The sequence below is a fragment of the Stenotrophomonas sp. 96582_Sma genome (genome assembly GCF_056480905.1).
Genome location: NZ_CM151122.1, coordinates 4,869,721 through 4,888,768, shown reverse-complemented (window position 1 = coordinate 4,888,768; position 19,048 = coordinate 4,869,721). Strand labels below are relative to the sequence as shown.

General features: G+C 69.3%; 18 protein-coding genes. All 18 read left to right on the top strand.

What is annotated here, in order from left to right; genetic code table 11:
* Window position 1: 1 nt before the first annotated feature.
* The 18 genes from ACZK2R_RS22900 to ACZK2R_RS22815 all read left to right on the top strand — a co-directional run bounded on the left by ACZK2R_RS22900 (window position 2) and on the right by ACZK2R_RS22815 (window position 18,845).
* Window positions 2-259 carry an acyl carrier protein gene (locus ACZK2R_RS22900; RefSeq protein WP_006402206.1) on the top strand — a complete coding sequence of 86 codons (258 nt, stop codon included), beginning with the start codon at window positions 2-4 and terminating at the stop codon, window positions 257-259.
* Window positions 260-281: 22 nt separating this feature from the next.
* Window positions 282-833, top strand: coding sequence for a COG4648 family protein (locus ACZK2R_RS22895; protein ID WP_012512473.1), 552 nt, complete (start codon window positions 282-284; stop codon window positions 831-833).
* A complete protein-coding gene (locus tag ACZK2R_RS22890; RefSeq protein WP_125893355.1) occupies window positions 826-2,511 on the top strand; it encodes an ApeI family dehydratase in 1,686 nt (561 codons plus the stop codon). The genes ACZK2R_RS22895 and ACZK2R_RS22890 overlap by 8 nt, the downstream gene beginning before the upstream one ends.
* Window positions 2,501-3,271: a glycosyltransferase family 2 protein gene (locus tag ACZK2R_RS22885; RefSeq protein ID WP_071228592.1), complete on the top strand. Its 771-nt coding sequence runs from the start codon at window positions 2,501-2,503 to the stop codon at window positions 3,269-3,271. The genes ACZK2R_RS22890 and ACZK2R_RS22885 overlap by 11 nt, the downstream gene beginning before the upstream one ends.
* Before the next feature lies 1 nt (window position 3,272).
* The gene (locus tag ACZK2R_RS22880) at window positions 3,273-4,214 is read left to right on the top strand and encodes an LpxL/LpxP family acyltransferase (protein WP_049424200.1); all 942 of its coding nucleotides are present in this window, start codon (window positions 3,273-3,275) and stop codon (window positions 4,212-4,214) included.
* Complete coding sequence (locus ACZK2R_RS22875) at window positions 4,204-5,754, top strand: HAL/PAL/TAL family ammonia-lyase (RefSeq protein WP_180837869.1); 1,551 nt, start codon at window positions 4,204-4,206, stop codon at window positions 5,752-5,754. The genes ACZK2R_RS22880 and ACZK2R_RS22875 overlap by 11 nt, the downstream gene beginning before the upstream one ends.
* Complete coding sequence (locus tag ACZK2R_RS22870; protein WP_180837870.1) at window positions 5,741-6,172, top strand: acyl-CoA thioesterase; 432 nt, start codon at window positions 5,741-5,743, stop codon at window positions 6,170-6,172. The genes ACZK2R_RS22875 and ACZK2R_RS22870 overlap by 14 nt, the downstream gene beginning before the upstream one ends.
* Window positions 6,169-6,795: an outer membrane lipoprotein carrier protein LolA gene (locus ACZK2R_RS22865; RefSeq protein ID WP_180837871.1), complete on the top strand. Its 627-nt coding sequence runs from the start codon at window positions 6,169-6,171 to the stop codon at window positions 6,793-6,795. The genes ACZK2R_RS22870 and ACZK2R_RS22865 overlap by 4 nt, the downstream gene beginning before the upstream one ends.
* The gene (locus tag ACZK2R_RS22860) at window positions 6,767-9,142 is read left to right on the top strand and encodes an MMPL family transporter (RefSeq protein ID WP_219630909.1); all 2,376 of its coding nucleotides are present in this window, start codon (window positions 6,767-6,769) and stop codon (window positions 9,140-9,142) included. Before ACZK2R_RS22865 ends, ACZK2R_RS22860 begins: the two co-directional genes overlap by 29 nt.
* Before the next feature lie 53 nt (window positions 9,143-9,195).
* Window positions 9,196-10,446, top strand: a complete 1,251-nt coding sequence (locus ACZK2R_RS22855; protein WP_032129172.1) for an NAD(P)/FAD-dependent oxidoreductase — start codon at window positions 9,196-9,198, stop codon at window positions 10,444-10,446.
* A complete protein-coding gene (locus ACZK2R_RS22850) occupies window positions 10,434-10,991 on the top strand; it encodes a DUF3261 domain-containing protein (protein WP_107433485.1) in 558 nt (185 codons plus the stop codon). The genes ACZK2R_RS22855 and ACZK2R_RS22850 overlap by 13 nt, the downstream gene beginning before the upstream one ends.
* Window positions 10,988-12,172 (top strand): beta-ketoacyl-[acyl-carrier-protein] synthase family protein, encoded by a 1,185-nt coding sequence (locus tag ACZK2R_RS22845; protein ID WP_049424190.1) that lies wholly within the window; start codon window positions 10,988-10,990, stop codon window positions 12,170-12,172. Before ACZK2R_RS22850 ends, ACZK2R_RS22845 begins: the two co-directional genes overlap by 4 nt.
* Window positions 12,169-12,624 carry a hotdog family protein gene (locus ACZK2R_RS22840; RefSeq protein WP_032129169.1) on the top strand — a complete coding sequence of 152 codons (456 nt, stop codon included), beginning with the start codon at window positions 12,169-12,171 and terminating at the stop codon, window positions 12,622-12,624. Before ACZK2R_RS22845 ends, ACZK2R_RS22840 begins: the two co-directional genes overlap by 4 nt.
* Window positions 12,621-13,352, top strand: coding sequence for a 3-ketoacyl-ACP reductase FabG2 (locus ACZK2R_RS22835; RefSeq protein WP_012512461.1), 732 nt, complete (start codon window positions 12,621-12,623; stop codon window positions 13,350-13,352). The genes ACZK2R_RS22840 and ACZK2R_RS22835 overlap by 4 nt, the downstream gene beginning before the upstream one ends.
* The gene (locus ACZK2R_RS22830) at window positions 13,352-14,590 is read left to right on the top strand and encodes a beta-ketoacyl-ACP synthase (protein WP_180837873.1); all 1,239 of its coding nucleotides are present in this window, start codon (window positions 13,352-13,354) and stop codon (window positions 14,588-14,590) included. The genes ACZK2R_RS22835 and ACZK2R_RS22830 overlap by 1 nt, the downstream gene beginning before the upstream one ends.
* 62 nt (window positions 14,591-14,652) lie before the next feature.
* Complete coding sequence (locus ACZK2R_RS22825) at window positions 14,653-15,093, top strand: hypothetical protein (protein ID WP_010482305.1); 441 nt, start codon at window positions 14,653-14,655, stop codon at window positions 15,091-15,093.
* Between the two features lie 160 nt (window positions 15,094-15,253).
* Window positions 15,254-15,514, top strand: coding sequence for a YcgL domain-containing protein (locus ACZK2R_RS22820; RefSeq protein ID WP_180837874.1), 261 nt, complete (start codon window positions 15,254-15,256; stop codon window positions 15,512-15,514).
* A complete protein-coding gene (locus tag ACZK2R_RS22815) occupies window positions 15,507-18,845 on the top strand; it encodes an ankyrin repeat domain-containing protein (RefSeq protein WP_125893369.1) in 3,339 nt (1,112 codons plus the stop codon). The genes ACZK2R_RS22820 and ACZK2R_RS22815 overlap by 8 nt, the downstream gene beginning before the upstream one ends.
* Window positions 18,846-19,048: the final 203 nt, after the last annotated feature.

Sequence of the window (19,048 nt, the reverse complement as noted above, 5' to 3'; positions counted from 1 at the left end):
CATGACCAAGAATGAACTGTTCGAACGCATCGTCAGCATCCTGACCGACAGCTTCGAGATCGAAACCGCCCGGATCACCCCCGAGGCCCGCCTGTACGACGACCTGGACATCGACAGCATCGACGCGGTCGACCTGATCGTTCAGCTGAAGCCGTTGCTCGGCCGCAACCTGCAGCCGGAAGCGTTCAAGGCTGTGCGTACCGTGCAGGACATCGTCGATGTGGTGCACAGGCTGCTGCCGGACCAGGCAGCCGCCTGACCGCAGCGTCGGCGGCTCCACCATGGCACGCGCACGCACGGTCGTGGTGGCTGCGATCTCGCTGGCCTACCCGGTGCTGGTGTACCTGGCGATGGGCCGCTTCGAGCCACGCTGGCTGTCGCTGCTGCTGTTCACCCTGGCCCTGCTGCGCGCGCTGAGTACGCGCCAGCCGCTGTGGTGGGCTGCGGCCGCCGGCACCGGCCTGCTGGCGGTGCTGGCCACTGTGCTCAACCAGGCCCTGCCGCTGAAGCTGTACCCGGCGCTGGTCAACGCAGTGATGCTGGCGGTATTCGGCACCAGCCTGCGTTTCGGCCCGCCGCTGGTGGAACGCCTGGCACGGCTGCAGGAACCGGACCTGCCCCCGTTCGCGGTGGCCTATACCCGCCGCGTCACCCAGGTGTGGTGCGGCTTCTTCGTTCTCAACGGCAGCCTGGCCCTGCTGACCGCGCTGTACGCGTCGGACCGGGTCTGGATGCTCTACAACGGATTGTTGGCGTACGTGATGATGGGCGTGTTGTTCGCAGGTGAGTGGCTGGTGCGGCGGCGGGTGAAGGCGGCGCACGCGCATGGCTGAGTGGATTGCCCTGGACCGGTTGCTGCTGGAGGCGCGGCCGCATCGAAGTGTTGGCGTCTGCGATGGCGAGGTGATCGACCACGCCCGCTTCCGCCAGCGCGTACTGGCCTGGCGCGCCGCGTTTGCGGCGGCCGCAGGCCGTGACTGGGCCCTGTATTTCGATGATGCGGTGGCCTTTGCCGCTGCGTTGTTCGGTGCCTGGCATGCCGGCAAGCGGGTGTTCCTGGCTGCCGACAACCTGCCGGCCACGCTGCAGGCGCTGCAGCCGCAGGTGAGTGGTTTCGCAGGCGACGTGTCCGCCGATTATCGTCCGCTGGCGGCGCTGGACGCCGCACCGGACGAGGGTCTTCAGGCGCTGGACGAGCGCGCCTGCGAGCTGTGCGTGTTCACCTCCGGCAGCACCGGACAGCCCAGTGCGATCAACAAGCGCATGGACCAGCTGACGCGCGAGGTGGACGCACTGCAGGCTGCGTTCGGCACGCAGCTGGAAGGCGTGCAGGTGCATGGCACGGTGTCGCACCAGCACATCTATGGCCTGCTGTTCCGCGTGCTGTGGCCGCTGGCTGCCGGCCGCCTGATCCATCCACGCCGGTTCTTCCACGAAGATCTGGTGGGTGCGCTGGCCGGTACCGATACGGTGCTGGTCGCGACCCCGGCCCACCTCAAGCGCCTGCCCGAGCAGCTCGACTGGGCCAGCCTGCATGGCCGCCTGCGCGCGGTATTCTCCTCTGGCGGCCCGCTGCCGGAAGAAGCCGCACGCCAGGTGCGGCAGTGGCTCGGCGTGGCACCGACCGAGGTCTATGGCAGCAGCGAGACCGGCGGCATCGCCTGGCGCCGCTGGGACACCGACCTGCCGCCGTGGCAGCCGCTGCCCGGCGTGCAGTGGCGCATCGAGGAGGGCTGCCTGGCGGTGGCCTCCGCACATCTGGAAACCCCGGATTGGTGGCGTACCCAGGACCGCGTTGAAGCGTTGGCCGATGGCCGCTTCCGCCTGCTGGGCCGCGCCGACCGCATCGTCAAGATTGAAGAGCGCCGCGTTTCGCTGGATGCACTGGAACGTGCGTTGCGCGAAGACGCCGAAGTGGATGACGTGCGCGTGCTGGTGCTGCCCGGGCAGCGCGAGCAGCTGGCCGCGGTGGTGGTACCGGCCGACCCGACGCTGCTGGAGGGCGGTGAGGCCGCGCGCCGCGCGCTGGGCCAGCGCCTTGGCACACGCCTGGCACAGGCTCATGACGCGGTCACCCGGCCGCGCCGCTGGCGGCTGGTGCCGGCGCTGCCGATCAACGCACAGGGCAAAGTCACCCAGGCGGCACTGGCAGCGCTGTTCCAGCCGCTGATGCCGGTGCCGGTCTGGGATCACCGCGATGCGGCCAGCGCCACGCTGCGGATGACCCTGGACCCGGCGCTGCGGCCGTTCCAGGGCCACTTCCCGCAGGCGGCGATCCTGCCCGGCGTGGCGCAGCTGGACTGGGCGGTGCGGTTTGGCCGCCAGGTGTTCGCCATGCCGGCAGTGTTCCTGCGCATGGATGCGGTGAAGTTCCAGCACGTGGCCCGCCCGGGCGATGAGCTGACCCTGCAGCTGGACTGGGATGCCGCACGCAACGTGATGGCCTTCCGTTACACCTCCAGCCACGGTGTGCATGCCAGCGGCAAAGTGGTCTTCGCCGATGCGGACTGATCCGGCCGTTGCCGGTGCCGCGTTCGCGCCACTGGTGGTGATTCCCGTCTACGACCACGAGCACGCCATCGCGGCGGTGGTCGACGGCGTGCAGGCCGCCGGCCTGCCATGCCTGCTGATCGACGATGGCTCGCATGAGGCGTGCGCGGCAGCATTGCGTTCGCTGGCACAGCGCCAGGGCGTCGACCTGCTGCGCCTGGACGTCAACCAGGGCAAGGGCGGGGCGATGCTGGCCGGTTTCGCCGAAGCCGGCGCGCGAGGCTACAGCCACGTGCTGCAGATCGATGCCGACGGCCAGCACGATACCCGCGATCTGCCACGCTTCATCGAAGCGGCGCGCGCCCATCCCGAGGCGGTGATCTGTGGCATTCCGGCCTACGACGCCAGCGTTCCCAAGGCGCGCCTGTATGGCCGCTACGCGACCCACATCTGGGTCTGGATCAACACGCTGTCGCTGCATCTGCGCGACACCATGTGCGGCTTCCGCGTGTATCCGCTGCCGCCGGTGCTGCGCCTGATCGGTGAAGAAACCATCGGCCGGCGCATGGATTTCGATACCGAAGTGATGGTGCGCCTGTACTGGCGGCACCTGCCGGTCGAGCACCTGGCCACGCGCGTGACCTATCCATCCGATGGCGTCTCGCACTTCGATGTGTGGCGCGACAACGTGCGCATCAGCCGCATGCACACCCGCTTGTTCTTCGGCATGCTCTGGCGCGCACCGCGCCTGCTGTGGCGCCGCCTGCGGGGGCAGCGCTGAGATGGCGGCCGCACAGGGTGCCCCGCACTGGGCCGACATCGGCGAATCCACCTCGGTGGCCGGCGTGCTGTTCCTGTGCTGGGTGCACCGCTGGTTCGGGCGCTGGCCGTTCCGCCTGTGCGTGTGGCCGGTGGTGGCCTGCCATTGGCTGGGCAACCGCGTCGGCCGCCAGGCCTCGATGCAGTACCTGCAGCGGCTGCAGGCATACAGCGGCGTGCTCGGCCGCACGCCGACCCGGGGTGACAGCCTGCGCCACTTCTTCGCCTTCGCCGATACGATGCTGGACAAGATCCTCGGCCTGGGCGGGCGCTATCCGGCCGAACGCATCCACCTGCATCGCGACCTGGTGCTGGAGAAGATCGCGCGCCGCGAAGGCGGGCTGATCCTCACCGCGCACATCGGCTGCCTGGAGCTGTGCCAGGTACTGGCCGAACAGGTGCCGGGGTTCCGCATCACCGTGCTGGTGCACACCGCGCATGCGCAGCGCTTCAACCGCCTGCTGCAGCGGCTGGACCCGCTGGCGGCGGTGGAGCTGGTGCAGGTAACCGAAATGGGCCCGGCCACGGCAGTGATGCTGGCAGAGCGCGTGGCGGCCGGTGGCTTCGTCGCCATCGTCGGCGACCGCACGCCGGTGCAGGGCGGCCGCAGCGTCACCGCCGATTTCCTTGGCCACCGCGCGCCGTTCCCGATCGGTGCCTACGTGCTCGCCGCCGCGCTGGGCTGCCCGGTCTACACGATGGCCTGCCTGCACCAGGGCGAGGGTTATCGCGTGGCGTTTGAACAGTTCGCCGAACGCATCGTGCTGCCGCGTGGCTCGCGCGATGCCGCACTGGCCGAACAGGCACAGCGCTTCGCGCGCTGGCTGGAACTCCAGGTCATCCAGTCCCCGTTGGACTGGTTCAACTTCTTCCCCTTCTGGGATCAGGCTCCGCATGACGACTGACGCCGTACCCGTGTGCCGCTTTGGCGATGCACCGTTGACCATTGAAGACGTGGTTGCTCTGGCCCAGCGCCAGTGCGAGGCCGCACTGAGCGACGCGCCGGCGTTCCGCGCGCATATCCAGCGCGGTGCCGACTTCCTCGACCGCCTGCTGCGCGAGGACGGCGTGATCTACGGCGTGACCACCGGCTACGGCGACTCGTGCACGGTGAACATCCCGCCGGCGCTGGTGGCTGAGCTGCCGCACCACCTGTACACCTACCACGGCTGTGGCCTGGGCCGTTACCTGGACCCGGTCGAGACCCGCGCGGTGCTGGCTGCGCGCCTGGCGTCGCTGGTGCGTGGCATGTCCGGTGTCAGTGTGCCGCTGCTGGAAGGCCTGGCCACACTGCTGCAGCACGACGTGCTGCCGATGATTCCGGCCGAGGGCTCGGTGGGTGCCAGCGGTGACCTGACCCCGCTGTCGTACGTGGCCGCGGTGCTGTGCGGCGAGCGCGAGGTGCTGCACGACGGCCGCGTGCAGCCGGCGGCGGATGTGTTGGCGAAGATCGGCATGACCCCGTTGAAGCTGCGGCCGAAGGAAGGCCTGGCGATCATGAACGGTACCGCCGTGATGACCGGCCTGGCCTGCCTGGCCTGGCAGCGCGCCGATTACCTGGCGCGCATGGCCACGCGGCTGACTGCGTTCAACGTGCTGGCCAGCGACGGCAACGCGCATCACTTCGACGAAACCCTGTTCGCCGCCAAGCCACACCCGGGCCAGGGCCGCATCGCCGCGCGCCTGCGCAGCGACCTGCACAGCGAGCGTCCGCCGCGCAATGAACAGCGCCTGCAGGACCGCTACTCGCTGCGCTGCGCGCCGCATGTGATCGGCGTGCTGGAAGACAGCCTGCCGTTCCTGCGCCAGCTGATCGAAACCGAGCTGAACAGCGCCAACGACAACCCGCTGATCGACGCCGATGGCGAGCGCATCCTGCACGGCGGCCACTTCTATGGCGGCCACATCGCGCTGGCGATGGACACCCTGAAGAACACCGTGGCCAACCTTGCCGATCTGCTCGACCGGCAGCTGGCGCTGGTGGTTGATGCCCGCTACAACCACGGCCTGCCGGCCAACCTGTCGGCGGCCACCGGCCCGCGCGCGGCCATCAACCATGGCCTGAAGGCGCTGCAGATCAGCGTTTCGGCGTGGACCGCCGAAACGCTGAAGCAGACCATGCCGGCCAGCGTGTTCTCGCGCTCCACCGAATGCCACAACCAGGACAAGGTCAGCATGGGCACCATTGCCGCGCGCGATTGCCTGCGCGTGATCGAGCTGACTGAACAGGTGGTGGCCGCGATGCTGGTCGCTGCCCGCCAGGGCCTGGCGCTGCGCGAACGGGTTGGCATGAACGCGCAGCTGCATGGCAGTCTGGCCGACATGTACGCCGACCTGGGGCAGCGCATCGCCCTGGTTGAAGAAGACCGCGCGCTGGATCGCGAACTGCGGGAACTGCTGGTGGAGATCCGCGCGCAACGTTGGGAGCTGTATGCCGGTGAATGAGGCAATCGAACTGGTCGGCGAGATTTCGCTGACCCCCGCCTTCCATGACTGCGATCCGATGAACGTGGTCTGGCATGGCAACTACTTCAAGTACTTCGAGATCGCGCGCTGCGCGCTGCTCGGGCGCTACGACTACGACTACCCGCAGATGCTCGAATCGGGCTACCTGTGGCCGGTGGTCGATGCGCGGGTGAAGTACGTGCGTCCGTTGCTGTTCAACCAGGCCCTGCGCGTGATCGCGCGCATCGTGGAATGGGAGAACCGGCTGAAGATCGAGTACGAAATTCTCGATGCGCAGAGCGGCCAGGTGCTGACCCGTGCGATGACCATCCAGGTTGCGGTGGACGCGACCAGCAAGGAAATGCTGTACCAGTGCCCGCCGGTACTGTGGGAACGCCTGGGAGTGCCTGCGCCATGAACCGAGCGAACCGTTTCGCCCGTGCGCTGCTGTGCGCGCTGCTGCTGGCCGCACCGCTGGTGCAGGCGGCCGACCCCGCCATCGATGCGATCACCCAGGCGGTGGCGCGGCCGGACGTGCTGCGCGGCCAGTTCAGCCAGGAAAAGCAGGTCAGCGGCTTCAAGAATCCGCTGCGCTCGCAGGGCCGGTTCGTGGTCGCGCGCCAGCACGGTGTGATCTGGACCACGCTCAAGCCGTTCCCCTCCGAGGTGGTGGTCACCGCCGACCGCATCCTCAGCCGCCAGCGCGATGGCAGCACCCGCGTCGAACTCGATGCACGGCAGCAACCGGCGATGCGTTCGGTGAACGCGATCATGTTCGCGCTGATGAGTGGCGACGTGCAGGCGCTGTCCAGCCAGTTCAACGTGGCGGCCAGCCGTGAAGGACAAGGCTGGCGGCTGCGCCTGACGCCGAAGTCGGCGATGCTGGCCAAGGCTTTCGAATCGCTGACCCTGCAGGGCGACCGCTACGTGCGCCAGGTCGAGATCGTGGAGGCCAACAAAGACCGCACGCAGATCCAGTTCAGCGCGTTGAGCGAGACGCCGGCCACGCTCAATGCCGACGAGGCCCGCCGCTTTGAGTGAGGCCGCGGCATCGAACGCACCGGACCGGTTGCGGCGCTGGTGGCACTGGCTGGGCATCGCCTGGCTGCTGGTGCTGGTGGTACTGGGCGCGCAGCAGTGGCACCTGTGGAGCCAGCAATCGCGGATCGACACCGACATCCTCGCCCTGCTGCCGCAGGACGCACACGACCGCCTGTTGAGCGACGTCACCCGGCGCATCGCCGACGGCAGCTCGCGGCAGGTCGTGGTGCTGCTCGGCAGCAAGGACAGCGCCGCCGCCAAGCGTGCGCAGGCGGCTTTTGCCGCGGCCATGGCCAAGGACGCCGATCACGCCCTGCTGGTACCCAGCGGCTCGATCGAAGGCTGGTTCGATGAGGCGCGCGCGTTCTACGCGCCGTACCGTGACCGCCTGCTGACCCCGGCCCAGCGCGAGCAGCTGCAGGGCAGCGAGCCGGGCGCGCTGGCAGAACAAGCGTTGGCTGCGCTGTACGGCCCGATGGGCGCGCCGCGCCTGACCGACTGGCGGCAGGACCCGTTGTCGCTGTGGCCGCAATGGTGGCAGCAGCAGGCGCAGGGTTCGGGACTGCGGCTGGGCGATGACGGCCTGCTCGAAGCCGAGGACAAGCATTGGGCCGCGCTGCAGTTCGACACGCCGGGTTCGGCGTTCCAGCTCGACGGCGAACGCCATCTCGATGGCCTGCTGGAACGTGCCGGGCAGGCAGCAAAAGCGGCCGCTCCGGATCTGGAGATCCTGCATGCCGGCGTGCCACTGCACGCCGAAGCGGCCGCGGTGCAGGCCAACCAGGAGATCAACACCATCGGTTGGGGGTCGCTGGCGGCGGTGCTGCTGCTGGTGTGGCTGGCATTCCGCTCGCTGCGGCCGATCCTGCTGGTCGCCGCCTCACTGCTGATCGGCTGTGGCGTGGCGCTGGCAGTGACCGTGCTGGTGTTCGGCAAGGTGCACGTGCTGACCCTGGTGTTCGGTGCATCGCTGGTGGGCGTGGCCGAGGATTACGGCATCCACTGGTTCGCTTCGCGCCAGGCCGAGCCGGCCGATCGTCGCTGGAAGCTGCTGCGGCACCTGTTGCCGGGCCTGTGGCTGGCGTTGCTGACCAGCGCACTGGCCTACCTGGCCCTGGGCCTGGCCCCGTTCCCGGGCCTGCGCCAGATGGCGCTGTTCTCGGTGGTCGGCCTGGCTGCCGCCTTCCTCACGGTGATCTTCTGGTTCCCGTGGCTGGATGGTGGCGAGATCCGCCAGACCCGCTTCTCGCAGTGGCTGGGCAACACGCTGGAGCGTTTCCCGCGCCTGCATGGCCGCCGCGCGGTGACGATGTTCGTGGTGATCACGCTGGCACTGTCTGCCATCGGCATCGCGCGCCTGCAGAGCAACGACGACCTACGCAGCCTGCAGTCGTCGCCGCCGGCATTGATGGCGCAGCAGATCCGCCTGAGCCAGCTGCTGGGCATGCCCAGCCCGGCGCAGTTCTACCTGGTGCAGGGTGCCGATGCCGCGCAACTGCTGCAGCGCGAAGAAGCGCTGACCGAACGCCTGCGTGTATTGGCCAACGACAAGCGCATTGGTGGCTATCGCGCGATCAGCGATTGGCTGCCGTCGCCGTCGCGGCAGCAGGCCGATGCCGCGCTGACCGCGAGGGTGGAACCCGGCGTGCTGTCGGCCGTGTCCGAGGCCGTCGGCGAGCCGCTGCAGCGACCGCAGTTCGCGGCCGCACCACTCAGCGCCGAAGCCTTCCTGGCCTCGCCGGCCTCGCAGCCGTTCCGTCACCTGTGGGTGGGTGAGGTCGGTGGACAGATGATCAGCGTGGTGATGGTCGATGACCTGTCGCGCGCCGATGCGCTGGCCACCCTGCAGGGTGCGGCCGAAGGCCTGCCGGGCGTGCGCTGGGTGGACCGTACTGCCGACTTCTCCACGCTGCTGGGCCACTACCGCAAGCTGATGGGTGGGCTGCTGCTGGTCGGCATCGCGCTGGTGTTCGGCGCGCTGTGGCTGCGCTACCGCCGCCAGGCCTGGCGCGTGTTCGCACCGACCCTGATTGCCGGTGCCTTGACCCTGGGCCTGCTGGGTCTGTTCGGCCAGCCGCTGCAGCTGTTCAACGTGCTGGCACTGATGCTGCTGCTGGGCATGGGCATCGACTACGGCATCTTCCTGATCGAGCACCGTGGCGATGCCAGCGCCTGGCTGGCAGTGTGCGTGGGCGCGGCCAGCACCTGGCTGTCGTTCGGCCTGCTGGGCCTGTCGCAGACCCCGGCGCTGCGCGCGTTCGGCCTGACCCTGCTGTTCGGCATCGGCCTGGTCTGGTTGATCTCGCCGCTGTTCCGGCCGCCGCCACATGACCTGCCGCCAGCTTGAACCTGTCTTCCGACTTCCTTCTTTCCACCTGATCGAGCAACAAGGACGCACCGATGAATACTGCTGTGGATGCTGTCGAACGTACTGAAATCCTGATCATCGGCGCGGGCCCGGCCGGCTCGGTGGCCGCGGCGATGCTGCGCCAGCAGGGCCGCCAGGTGCTGATGCTGGAGCGCCAGCAGTTCCCGCGCTTCTCGATCGGTGAAAGCCTGCTGCCGCAGAGCATGGAGTACATCGAAGCGGCAGGCCTGCTGCAGGACGTGGTCGAAGCGGGCTTCCAGCACAAGAACGGCGCCGCCTTCGTGCATGGCGAGGCGCGCACCGCGTTCGACTTCAGGAAGAAGTTCTCGCCAGGTTGGGGCACCACCTACCAGGTGCAGCGCGCCGACTTCGACAACGTGCTGGCGCGCGGCGCCGAACGCATGGGCACCACGCTGCGCTTCGGCGATGAAGTGCTTGCGGTCGAGCCGGGCGAGCAGCCGGCGGTGACCGTGCGCCGCCCGGACGGCAGCGAGTACCGCATCGAGGCTGATTTCATCCTCGATGCATCCGGTTTCGCGCGCCTGCTGCCGCGCCTGCTGCAGCTGGAATCGCCGTCCAACTTCCCGGTGCGCGGGGCGATCTTCTGCCACGTGCGCGACAACATTCCGGCCGAAGCGGACTTCGACCGCAACAAGATCCTGATCACCACCCATCCCGAGCACATCGACGTCTGGTACTGGACGATCCCGTTCTCCAACGGCTGCTGCTCGCTGGGCGTGGTCGCCGAGCCGTCGTTCTTCGAGCGCTACGAGGGCGACGACCTGCAGAAGCTGCAGGCCATCGTTGGCGAGGACCCCAACCTGACCCGGCTGCTGGCCAACGCCGAATGGGCGGTGCTGCCGGTGCGTCGCATCACCGGTTACTCGGCCAATGTCAGCTCGTTGTGGGGCCCGGGCTACGCCCTGCTGGGCAATGCCGGCGAGTTCCTTGACCCGGTGTTCTCCTCCGGCGTCACCATCGCCTTCAAGTCCGCGCAGCTGGCCAGCGAATGCCTGGCGCGCCGCTATGCCGGCGAAACCGTCGACTGGGAAGCTGAATTCTCGATCCCGCTGCGTGCCGGCGTGAAGACCTTCCGCCGCTTCGTTGAAAGCTGGTACGAGGGCGGCTTCCAGAAGATCATCTACCACCCGCAGCAGCAGCCCGAAGTACGCGACATGATCAGTTCCATCCTGGCCGGCTACGCCTGGGACACCAACAACCCGTATGTGGCCGACGAAAGCGGCCGCCGCATGCGCGTGCTGGAGCAGCTGTGCAGCGCCTGATCGCCCGTACCGCGGCCGTGCTGCTGTGCCTGCTGCTGGCCGCCTGTGCCGGCCGCATGCCCAAGCCATTGGTGGAACTGCCGCCGCTGCGCCTGTCGCCGGCCAGCCTGCCGGCGCCGCTGGCATTGCAGCAGCAGCTGCATTTCCGGTTCGGTACGCATGAGCGCGACCTGGATGCTCTGCTGGAAGCCGATGCGCAGCAGGTGCAGCTGGCGGTGCAGGCGATGGGCCAGACCGGCGTGCGCCTGCAGTGGGACGGCCAGCAGCTGACCCAGCAGCGCGCGCCGTGGCTGCCGCCGCAGGTACGTGCCGAGCGTGTGCTGGATGACCTGCAGTTCGCGCTGTGGCCGACCGCGGCCATTGCCGCCGCGTTGCCGGCAGGTTGGCAGGTCAGCGATGACGGCCGGCAGCGCAGCCTGTCGCGCGACGGCACGGTGTGGCTGCAGCTGCAGCGCCTGGACGATGGCAGCGTGCAGTTGGACAACCGCGCCGAAGGCTATGCGCTGCGCATCGAATCGATCGACATGGCCGGGCAGGACCGATGAGTGCACCGATCTACCTGAACGACCTGGGCGTGGTCTGCGCGCTCGGCGATGGCCGCGCCGCGGTCGCGTCGGCGATGTTCGCCGATGTGCCGGGCGGGCTCAGCGACAACGACAGCCTGCTGCCGGGGCGCACCCTGGCGCTGGGAGAGGTGCGCACGCCACTGCCGGCGCTGGAGGACCTGCCGGTGGCCCTGCGCGGGCGCAACAACGCCCTGCTGGACGTGGCACTGGCGCAGATCGCACCAGCGGTGGCCGCCGCGATCGCCCGCCATGGTGCCGAGCGTGTGGCGGTGGTGCTGGGCACCAGCACCTCGGGCATTGGTGAATCCGAGCAGGCCCTGCGCACCCACGCCGAACAGGGCCAGTGGCCGCAGGGCTTCGATTACGCCCAGCAGGAAATGGGCACCGCCGCGCAGTTCGTGCGCCAGCGCAGTGGTGCACAGGGGCCGGCATGGACCCTGTCCACCGCCTGCTCGTCCAGCGCCAAGGCGCTGATGTCGGCCGCCCGGATGCTGCGCGCCGGCATCGTCGATGCGGTGATTGCCGGCGGTGCCGATTCGCTGTGCCGCTTCACCGTGGCCGGCTTCAGCGCGTTGGAATCGGTGTCGGCACTGCGCTGCAATCCGTTCTCGCAGCACCGCTCCGGCATCAACATCGGCGAGGGCGCCGCGCTGTTCCTGCTTACCCGCGAGCCGGGTCCGGTGTGCCTGGCCGGGTGGGGCGAATCGGCCGATGCCCATCACATGTCCGCCCCCGATCCGCAGGGGATGGGGGCCATCGACGCCCTGCAGCAGGCGCTGCTGCGCGCCGGCTGGGGCGCCGACGAAGTGGATTACGTGAACCTGCATGGCACCGCCACCGGGCACAACGATGCGATGGAAAGCCTGGCGGTCTCGCAGGTGCTGGGCAATGGCGTGCCGGCCAGTTCGACCAAGCCGCTGACCGGCCATACGCTGGGTGCCTCGGGCGCGATCGAGGCGGCGCTGTGCTGGATCCTGCTGGCCGAGAACCCACAGCAGCAGCTGCCGCCGCACTGGTGGGACGGCGTGCCCGACCCCGCACTGCCGGTGCTGCCGCTGGTCGCGCCGGGCTCCTGCCTGGCGCAGGCGCCGCGGCGGGTGCTGAGCAATTCGTTCGCCTTCGGCGGCAGCAATGCCGTGCTGGCACTGGAGCGTCGATGAACACGCTGTACGCGATCGAGGACGTGGTGCCGCACCGCCAGGACATGTGCCTGCTGGAGCGCATCACGCAGTGGGACCAGGACACCCTCGAGGCTGAACTGGTGGTGCCCGAATCCGGCCTGTTCGTGGAGAACGGCGAAGTGCCGGCGTGGGTCGGCATCGAATACATGGCGCAGGCCATCGCGGCCTGGGCCGGCTGCCGCGCGCGTGCGGCCGGCAAGCCGCCGCAGCTGGGCTTCCTGCTCGGCAGCCGCCGCTACAGCAGCGCGCGCAGCAGCTTCCCCAGCGGTTCGCGGCTGCGCGTACAGGCGCGCTGCGAGCTGTTGGGTGACAATGGATTGGGGATGTTCGCCTGCCGCATCCTGGCGGGCGAGGACGAATGGGCGACAGCCAACGTGTCGGTGTTCGAACCGGCCGACGCGATGGCCTATCTGGAGAGTGGACAGGCATGACAGGGAATCGAAGCGTGCTGGTGACCGGCGCCAGCCGGGGCATCGGCCGGGCCATCGCGCTGCGCATCGCGCGCGATGGCTTCGACGTGGTGGTGCATTGCCGCAGCCGCCTGGAAGAGGCACAGGCCGTGGTGGCCGAGATCCAGGCCATGGGCCAGCAGGCCCGCGTGCTGGCGTTCGACGTAGCCGACCGCGAGGCCGCACGCGCCGCGCTGGAGGCCGATGTCGAAGCGCACGGCGCGTACTACGGCGTGGTCTGCAATGCCGGCATCGCCCGTGATGGCGCCTTCCCGGCGCTGTCGGCGGAGGATTGGGACCAGGTCATCCACACCAACCTGGATGGCTTCTACAACGTGCTGCATCCGCTGATCATGCCGATGGTGCGGCGGCGCAAGCCGGGCCGCATCGTCACCCTGTCGTCGGTGTCCGGGCTGGCCGGCAACCGCGGCCAGGTCAACTACAGTGCCGCCAAGGCCGGCATCATCGGTGCCACCAAGGCGCTGGCACTGGAACTGGCCAGCCGCCAGATCACCGTCAACTGCGTGGCCCCGGGCCTGATCGAGACCGAAATGCTCAATGATGAAGTGATCGAACACGCGCTCAAGCTGATTCCCGCCGGCCGCGTCGGTCGTCCCGACGAAGTGGCGGCCACGGTGGCGTTCCTGCTGTCCGAGCCGGCCGGCTACATCACCCGCCAGGTGATCTCGGTGAACGGAGGCATGCTCTGATGGCCGCCGATCGTCGCGTGGTGGTCACCGGTGCGGCCGCCATCAGTCCGCTCGGCCACGACTGGCCGACCATCGAAGCGCACCTGCGCAGCTGCCGCAATGCCGTGCGCACGATGCCCGAATGGGATGTCTATGCCGGCCTGAACACCAAGCTGGCCGCGCCGGCGCAGGACTTCGAGCTGCCGCCGAACTACAACCGCAAGACCACCCGCTCGATGGGCAAGGTCGCGATCATGTCGGTGCGCGCCACCGAGGTGGCACTGCACGAGGCTGGCCTGCACGAGCACCCGGTGCTGCGCAGTGGCCGTACCGGCGTGGCCTACGGTTCGTCCTCGGGCAGCCACGAGGCCACCGGTGAATTCGGCCGCATGCTCAACGAGTTCACCACCGACGGCATCAGTGCCACCACCTACCTGAAGATGATGAGCCACACCGCGCCGGTCAACATCGGTGTGTTCTTTGGTTTGTCCGGGCGCGTCTACACCACCTCCAGTGCCTGCACCTCGGGCAGCCAGGGCGTGGGCGCGGCCTACGAAGCGATCCGCAGCGGCAAGCAGACGGTGATGGTGGCTGGCGGTGCCGAGCAGCTCGATGCCACTGCCGCGGCAGTGTTCGACACCCTGTTCGCCACCAGCGTGCGCAATGATGCGCCGCAGACCACGCCGCGCCCGTTCGATGCCGGCCGCGATGGCCTGGTGCTGGGCGAGGGTGCCTGTACGCTGATCCTGGAAGACCTGGAGCACGCGCGGGCACGTGGCGCCACCATCCTTGCCGAGGTGGTCGGCTACGGCACCAACAGCGATGGCCAGCACGTCACCCAGCCCAGTGCCGACACCATGGCCCAGGCCATGCGCCTGGCGCTGGAGGATGCCGGGCTGGACGCGGCGCAGATCGACTACGTCAACGCCCACGGCACCGCCACCGACCACGGTGACATCGCCGAGACCCAGGCCACCGCGCAGGTGTTCGGCAGCCGCATGCCGATCAGCTCGCTGAAGAGCTACGTCGGCCACATGCTGGGCGCCTGTGGTGCGTTCGAGGCCTGGATGAGCATCGAGATGATGCGCGCCGGCTGGTTCGCGCCCACCCTGAACCTGGCCGAGGTCGATCCACGCTGCGGCCAGCTCGACTTCATCACCGGCCAAGGTCGCGAATTGCAGGCTGAGTACGTGATGAGCAACAACTTCGCCTTCGGTGGCATCAACACCTCGCTGGTGTTCCGCCGCTGGCGCGAGTGATCCACCGCCCCACCGCCGCTGTTCCCGCAACCTACCCGCACCCTCGACAAGGAGATGTTCCGATGCGCCGCACCCTGATGATCGCCACGGCCACCGCACTGCTGGCCCTGGCCTCCACCGCTTCTGCCCGCGATACCCGCGTGGAGCAGTCCCTGCAGGAACTGGTCAGTTCGCAGGCTGCCAAGGACGCCGGCATCGACGGCAGCGTCCGCTTCTACCTGGCCGGCCAGCCGGTCAGCGTGCAGCAGCGCCTGGGCGAAGACGTGACCAACAAGAAGACCAACGCCGCCAACAAGAGCGACGCCGAGGCTTGCCGCTGGGTTGCGCTGTCGGCGCTGCGCGCGCTGCAGGACGGTGCCAAGTCGCGCGGCGCCAACGCCGTGGTCGACATCGTCAGCTACTACAAGAAGAACGAGTTCAAGAGCAGCACCAACTACGAATGCTATGCCGGTGCGATCCTCGCCGGTGTCGCGCTGAAGGGCACCTACGCCAAGGTCAAGTAAGCGCCCGTGTGGCGGCGGCGTTGGCTGAACGCCGTCGCCACATTGCTGAATCCCGCCGGGGAAACGCCGCCGATCACGCCGCCATCGTCGGCTGACGGCTTTCCCCGGTGTCGGCTTTCCGACACAATCATGGCTCTTCCCGGGTTATCGTCCCGCGGACATGCACGCCTACGTCTATAAAAGCCAACTCAAGCCGGACACCTACGTCTACGTTCCCCGTCGCGATGATTTCAGCGCGCTGCCTGCGCCGCTGCTCACCTCGCTGGGTGCGCTCACCTTCGTCCTGGACGTGGCCCTGGATGCCCAGCGCCGCCTGGCCCAGGCCGATCCGGAAAAGGTCCGCAGCGAAATGAGCGAGCGCGGGTTCTACCTGCAGGTGCCGCCATCGGTGGCCAGCCTGATGCCGCGCCACTATGACTGACACGTCCCGTCCGCGCGCCCTGTCGATCGCCTTCGCCGTCGGTGCCGTGCTGGCGCTGGGCGCCGCTGTGGGCGGCGTTCCAGGCGCCATCCTTGCGGCACTGGCGCAGCCGGCGTTCGCGCTGGGTGTGTCGTGGTGGCGTCGCAGCCGAGCGCTGCTGCCGCTGAAGATCGTCGCGCGCCAGGACCTGCCGGCGCTGCTGGCGTTGTGGACGGCGGCGCCGCTGTTGCTGGCGCTGCTGCTGGCCTGGCCGCTGGCGGCGCTGCGTGACAGCGGCAGCCTAGCCGCGGTGCTGGGCCTGAGCGTGCTGGTCAGTGCCGGCCTGCTGGCGGCCTGGCGCACCTGGCCGCTGTGGAACGATGTCGAACGCCTGGACGGCAATCTCGCCCAGCATTGGCAGGCGCTGGCCGGACGCGACCTGACCGCCTGGCGCGGTCTCGGTGTCGCCGCGCTGGTGATCGCGCTGGCCGCGCTGGTGGTGCTGCCGGCCTGGCCGGGCCTGTTGCCGGAAGGCGCGCGCTGGCCCGCCGCGCTGGCGGTGGTGCTGCTGTCTCCCGTGCTGCACCTGCTGCTGCAGCGGGTGGCGCCGGCACCCTTGGTGTCGCTGCGCGCGAGCCCGTTGGCCAGCGCCGGCAACGAGCACGAACCGATGTTCGCAGCTGCGGCCGAAACCGCGCCGCTGGAGGCGATGGCGCCGCAGGAGCTGACCCCGGCCCTGTATGAAGCCGCCCGCCATGGCCGCATCGACCGGGGCCTGCAGTTGCTGCAGGCCGGTGCCGATCCGTATGCGCTGCCGGACCCGAACTGGCGCGACCAGCGCAGCCTGGCGGTGCTGGCGGCGGTGCTGCCGGACCTGCGCCTGCTGCGCGAACTGATCGCCCGCGGCGTCGATGTGAATGCGCCGCACCGGGGCATGACCCCGCTGCTGGCCGCCACCCGCGACAGCTGGCACGGCCGCCCCGAAGCGGTGATGACCCTGCTCGCCAACGGTGCCGATTCGCGTGCCATCGACAGCGATGGCAACACCCCGCTGCACCATGCGGCGCGCAGTTCCGACCCGGGCGTGGCCGCGCTGCTGCGCGATGCCGCCGCCGAAGTCGACGCGCTGAACAACGAGGGCTGGTCGCCGCTGGCCGTGGCCTGCCAGGTCGGCAACTGGCGCCTGGCCCGCTTCCTGCTCGAACGCGGTGCGCGCAGCGAACCGGCCGAAGGCACCCCGGTGTTGCTGGCCGCGGCCGCCACCGAAGACGACGATCCGGCCGGCGTGCAGCTGCTGCTCAAGCACAAGGCGCGGGCTGACGCGCGTGATCGCCAGCGCCGCAGCGCGCTGCATGAGGCCGCACTGGCTGGCCACGTCGAGATCATCGGCGTGCTGCTGGGTGCCGGTGCCAATCTGGAAGCGCGCGATGCGCTGGGCCGTACGCCGTGGCTGGAAGCGGCCCGTGCCGGTCGCGCTGCCGTGGTCGAGCATCTGCTGCCGCATAAGCCGGATCTGGTTGCGGTGGACGGCGAAGGCCGCAATGCGGTGCAGCTGGCGGCGATGGCCGAGGATGTCTCGCCATTGCTGATCAAGCGCCTGGTCGAGCTGGGCATCGCCGCCGATGCCACCGATCCGGTTGGCCGCCGTGCGGTGGACTACGCCGCCGAAGCCGGTCGCTGGGCGATTGTGGCCCTGCTGGACCCGTCCTATCCGTTGCCGGCCGCCGTCAGTGATGGCCTGGCCGAGCGCGGCGAAGCCGCCAGCGCCAGTGGCCTGCTGCCGGACCGTCCGCCGCTGACCCTGCTGCGCGAAGCGCTGGGCTTCGGCAACACCGATGGCATGGCCGCGCTGGCCAAGCTGTGCCAGCCGGAAGAACTGGGTGGCCTGCTGCTCGATCCGGAACTGGCACTGGAGCCGCGTGCGGTCGATTGGCTGCTGGGCCACGGCGCCGATCCCTACGTGCGTGACGCCTGCTCCGACACGCCGATGTTCGCGCTGCTGTCGCGCGGCATCGATGCGGTGCCGGCGCTGCAGGTCATGCTGCAGCGCGGCCTGTCGCCGGCCGGACGCGGTGGCCTGGCGCGCTTCCTTGCCGCCTGCGCACAGCACGATCAGGCGGCCCGTGGCCTGGAGCAGCTGGCGCTGGAACTGCTGGAACGTGGTGCCGATCCGTTCGCGGCCTCGCCGGCGGGTGACCCGCCGTTGTCGCTGGCAGTGCGCCTGGGCTGGCTGCGCCTGCAGCAGGCCCTGCTCAAGGCCGGTGTCGATCGTGAAGCGCGTGACAGCCATGGCATGACCGCATTGCATCTGGCCACCGCATTGGCCCGCGAAGGCGCGCTGAAGCTGCTGGTGCAGCACGGTGCCTCGCCGGAAGCACGTGCCGCCGATGGGCAGACGCCGCTGGGCGTGGCGCTGTCGATCGGTCGCCGTGACCTGGCCGACTGGCTCGACTGGCGGGTGTGGCCGTTGCCGCGCCGCACCCTGCGCGAGGCCGATCTGCCGGCCGCTGCGATGGCCGGTGACGTCGATGCGGTGCGCCGCCTGATCGATCTGGGATTTGCCGTCGACGCAGTCGACGCACAGGGCTGCACCGCGCTGCTGCGTGCGGCCGGTGGTGGCCATCTGGCAGTAACCGACCTGCTGCTGGCACGCGGCGCCGATCCGCAGCACGCCGCTGCCAGTGGCGCGACGCCGCTGTCGGCGGCGGTCAGCATGCGCCAGGTGGACATCGTTTCGGCCCTGCTCGACGCCGGTGCCAAGCTGGAACACCGCCTGCCGGGCGGCGTGACCGTGCTGATGCTGGCCTCGGCGCTGGGCCTGCCGGACATCGTCGCGCGCCTGCTCACCGCCGGTGCCGACGTGCATGCCGGTGACGCGCAGCAGCTGGGCCCGCTGCACTGTGCCGCGCTGTACGGTTTCAGTGCCCGCGACCGCTCGCGCCTGCTGGCCCTGCTCGACACCCTGCTGCTGGCCGGTGCCGAACCGGACCAGGCCGCTGCCGGTTCGGTCACGCCGCTGCTGCTGCTGCTGGGTGCGCGTGCCGAGCCGGGTACCGCCTGCGACGAGCAGGTGGTGATGGCGGCGGTGGAACGCCTGCTGGATGAGGACGTGAGCCTGGACGTGCGTGATCCGCGCGGTTTCGGCCCGCTGCACCTGGCCGCGCTGCATGGTCTGCCGCTGCTGGTGCAGCGCCTGCTGCGCGCCGGTGCCGATCCGGAAGTGCGCGACAGCCTCAACCGCAGCCCGCGCGAGATCGCGGTGATGCGGGGCTTCATCGACGTGGCCGGCGAGTTCGAGCCGCGCGTGCCTGGCGTCTCGTCGATGGCGCGGTTCCTGCGCGACAACGGCTGATCGGGACCCAGTAGATCCACGCCATGCGTGGATGATCGTGTCCGGAATCCAAAGCATCCACGCATGGCGTGGATCTACTGCCGGAATCCGCAGTGGGTAGTGCCGGCCGCTGGCCGGCAACCTCATGAAACCACCGGAATTTCGAGGCTGCCGGCCAGCGGCCGGCACTACCGCAATCTGTGGTGGGTGCCGACCGTTGGTCG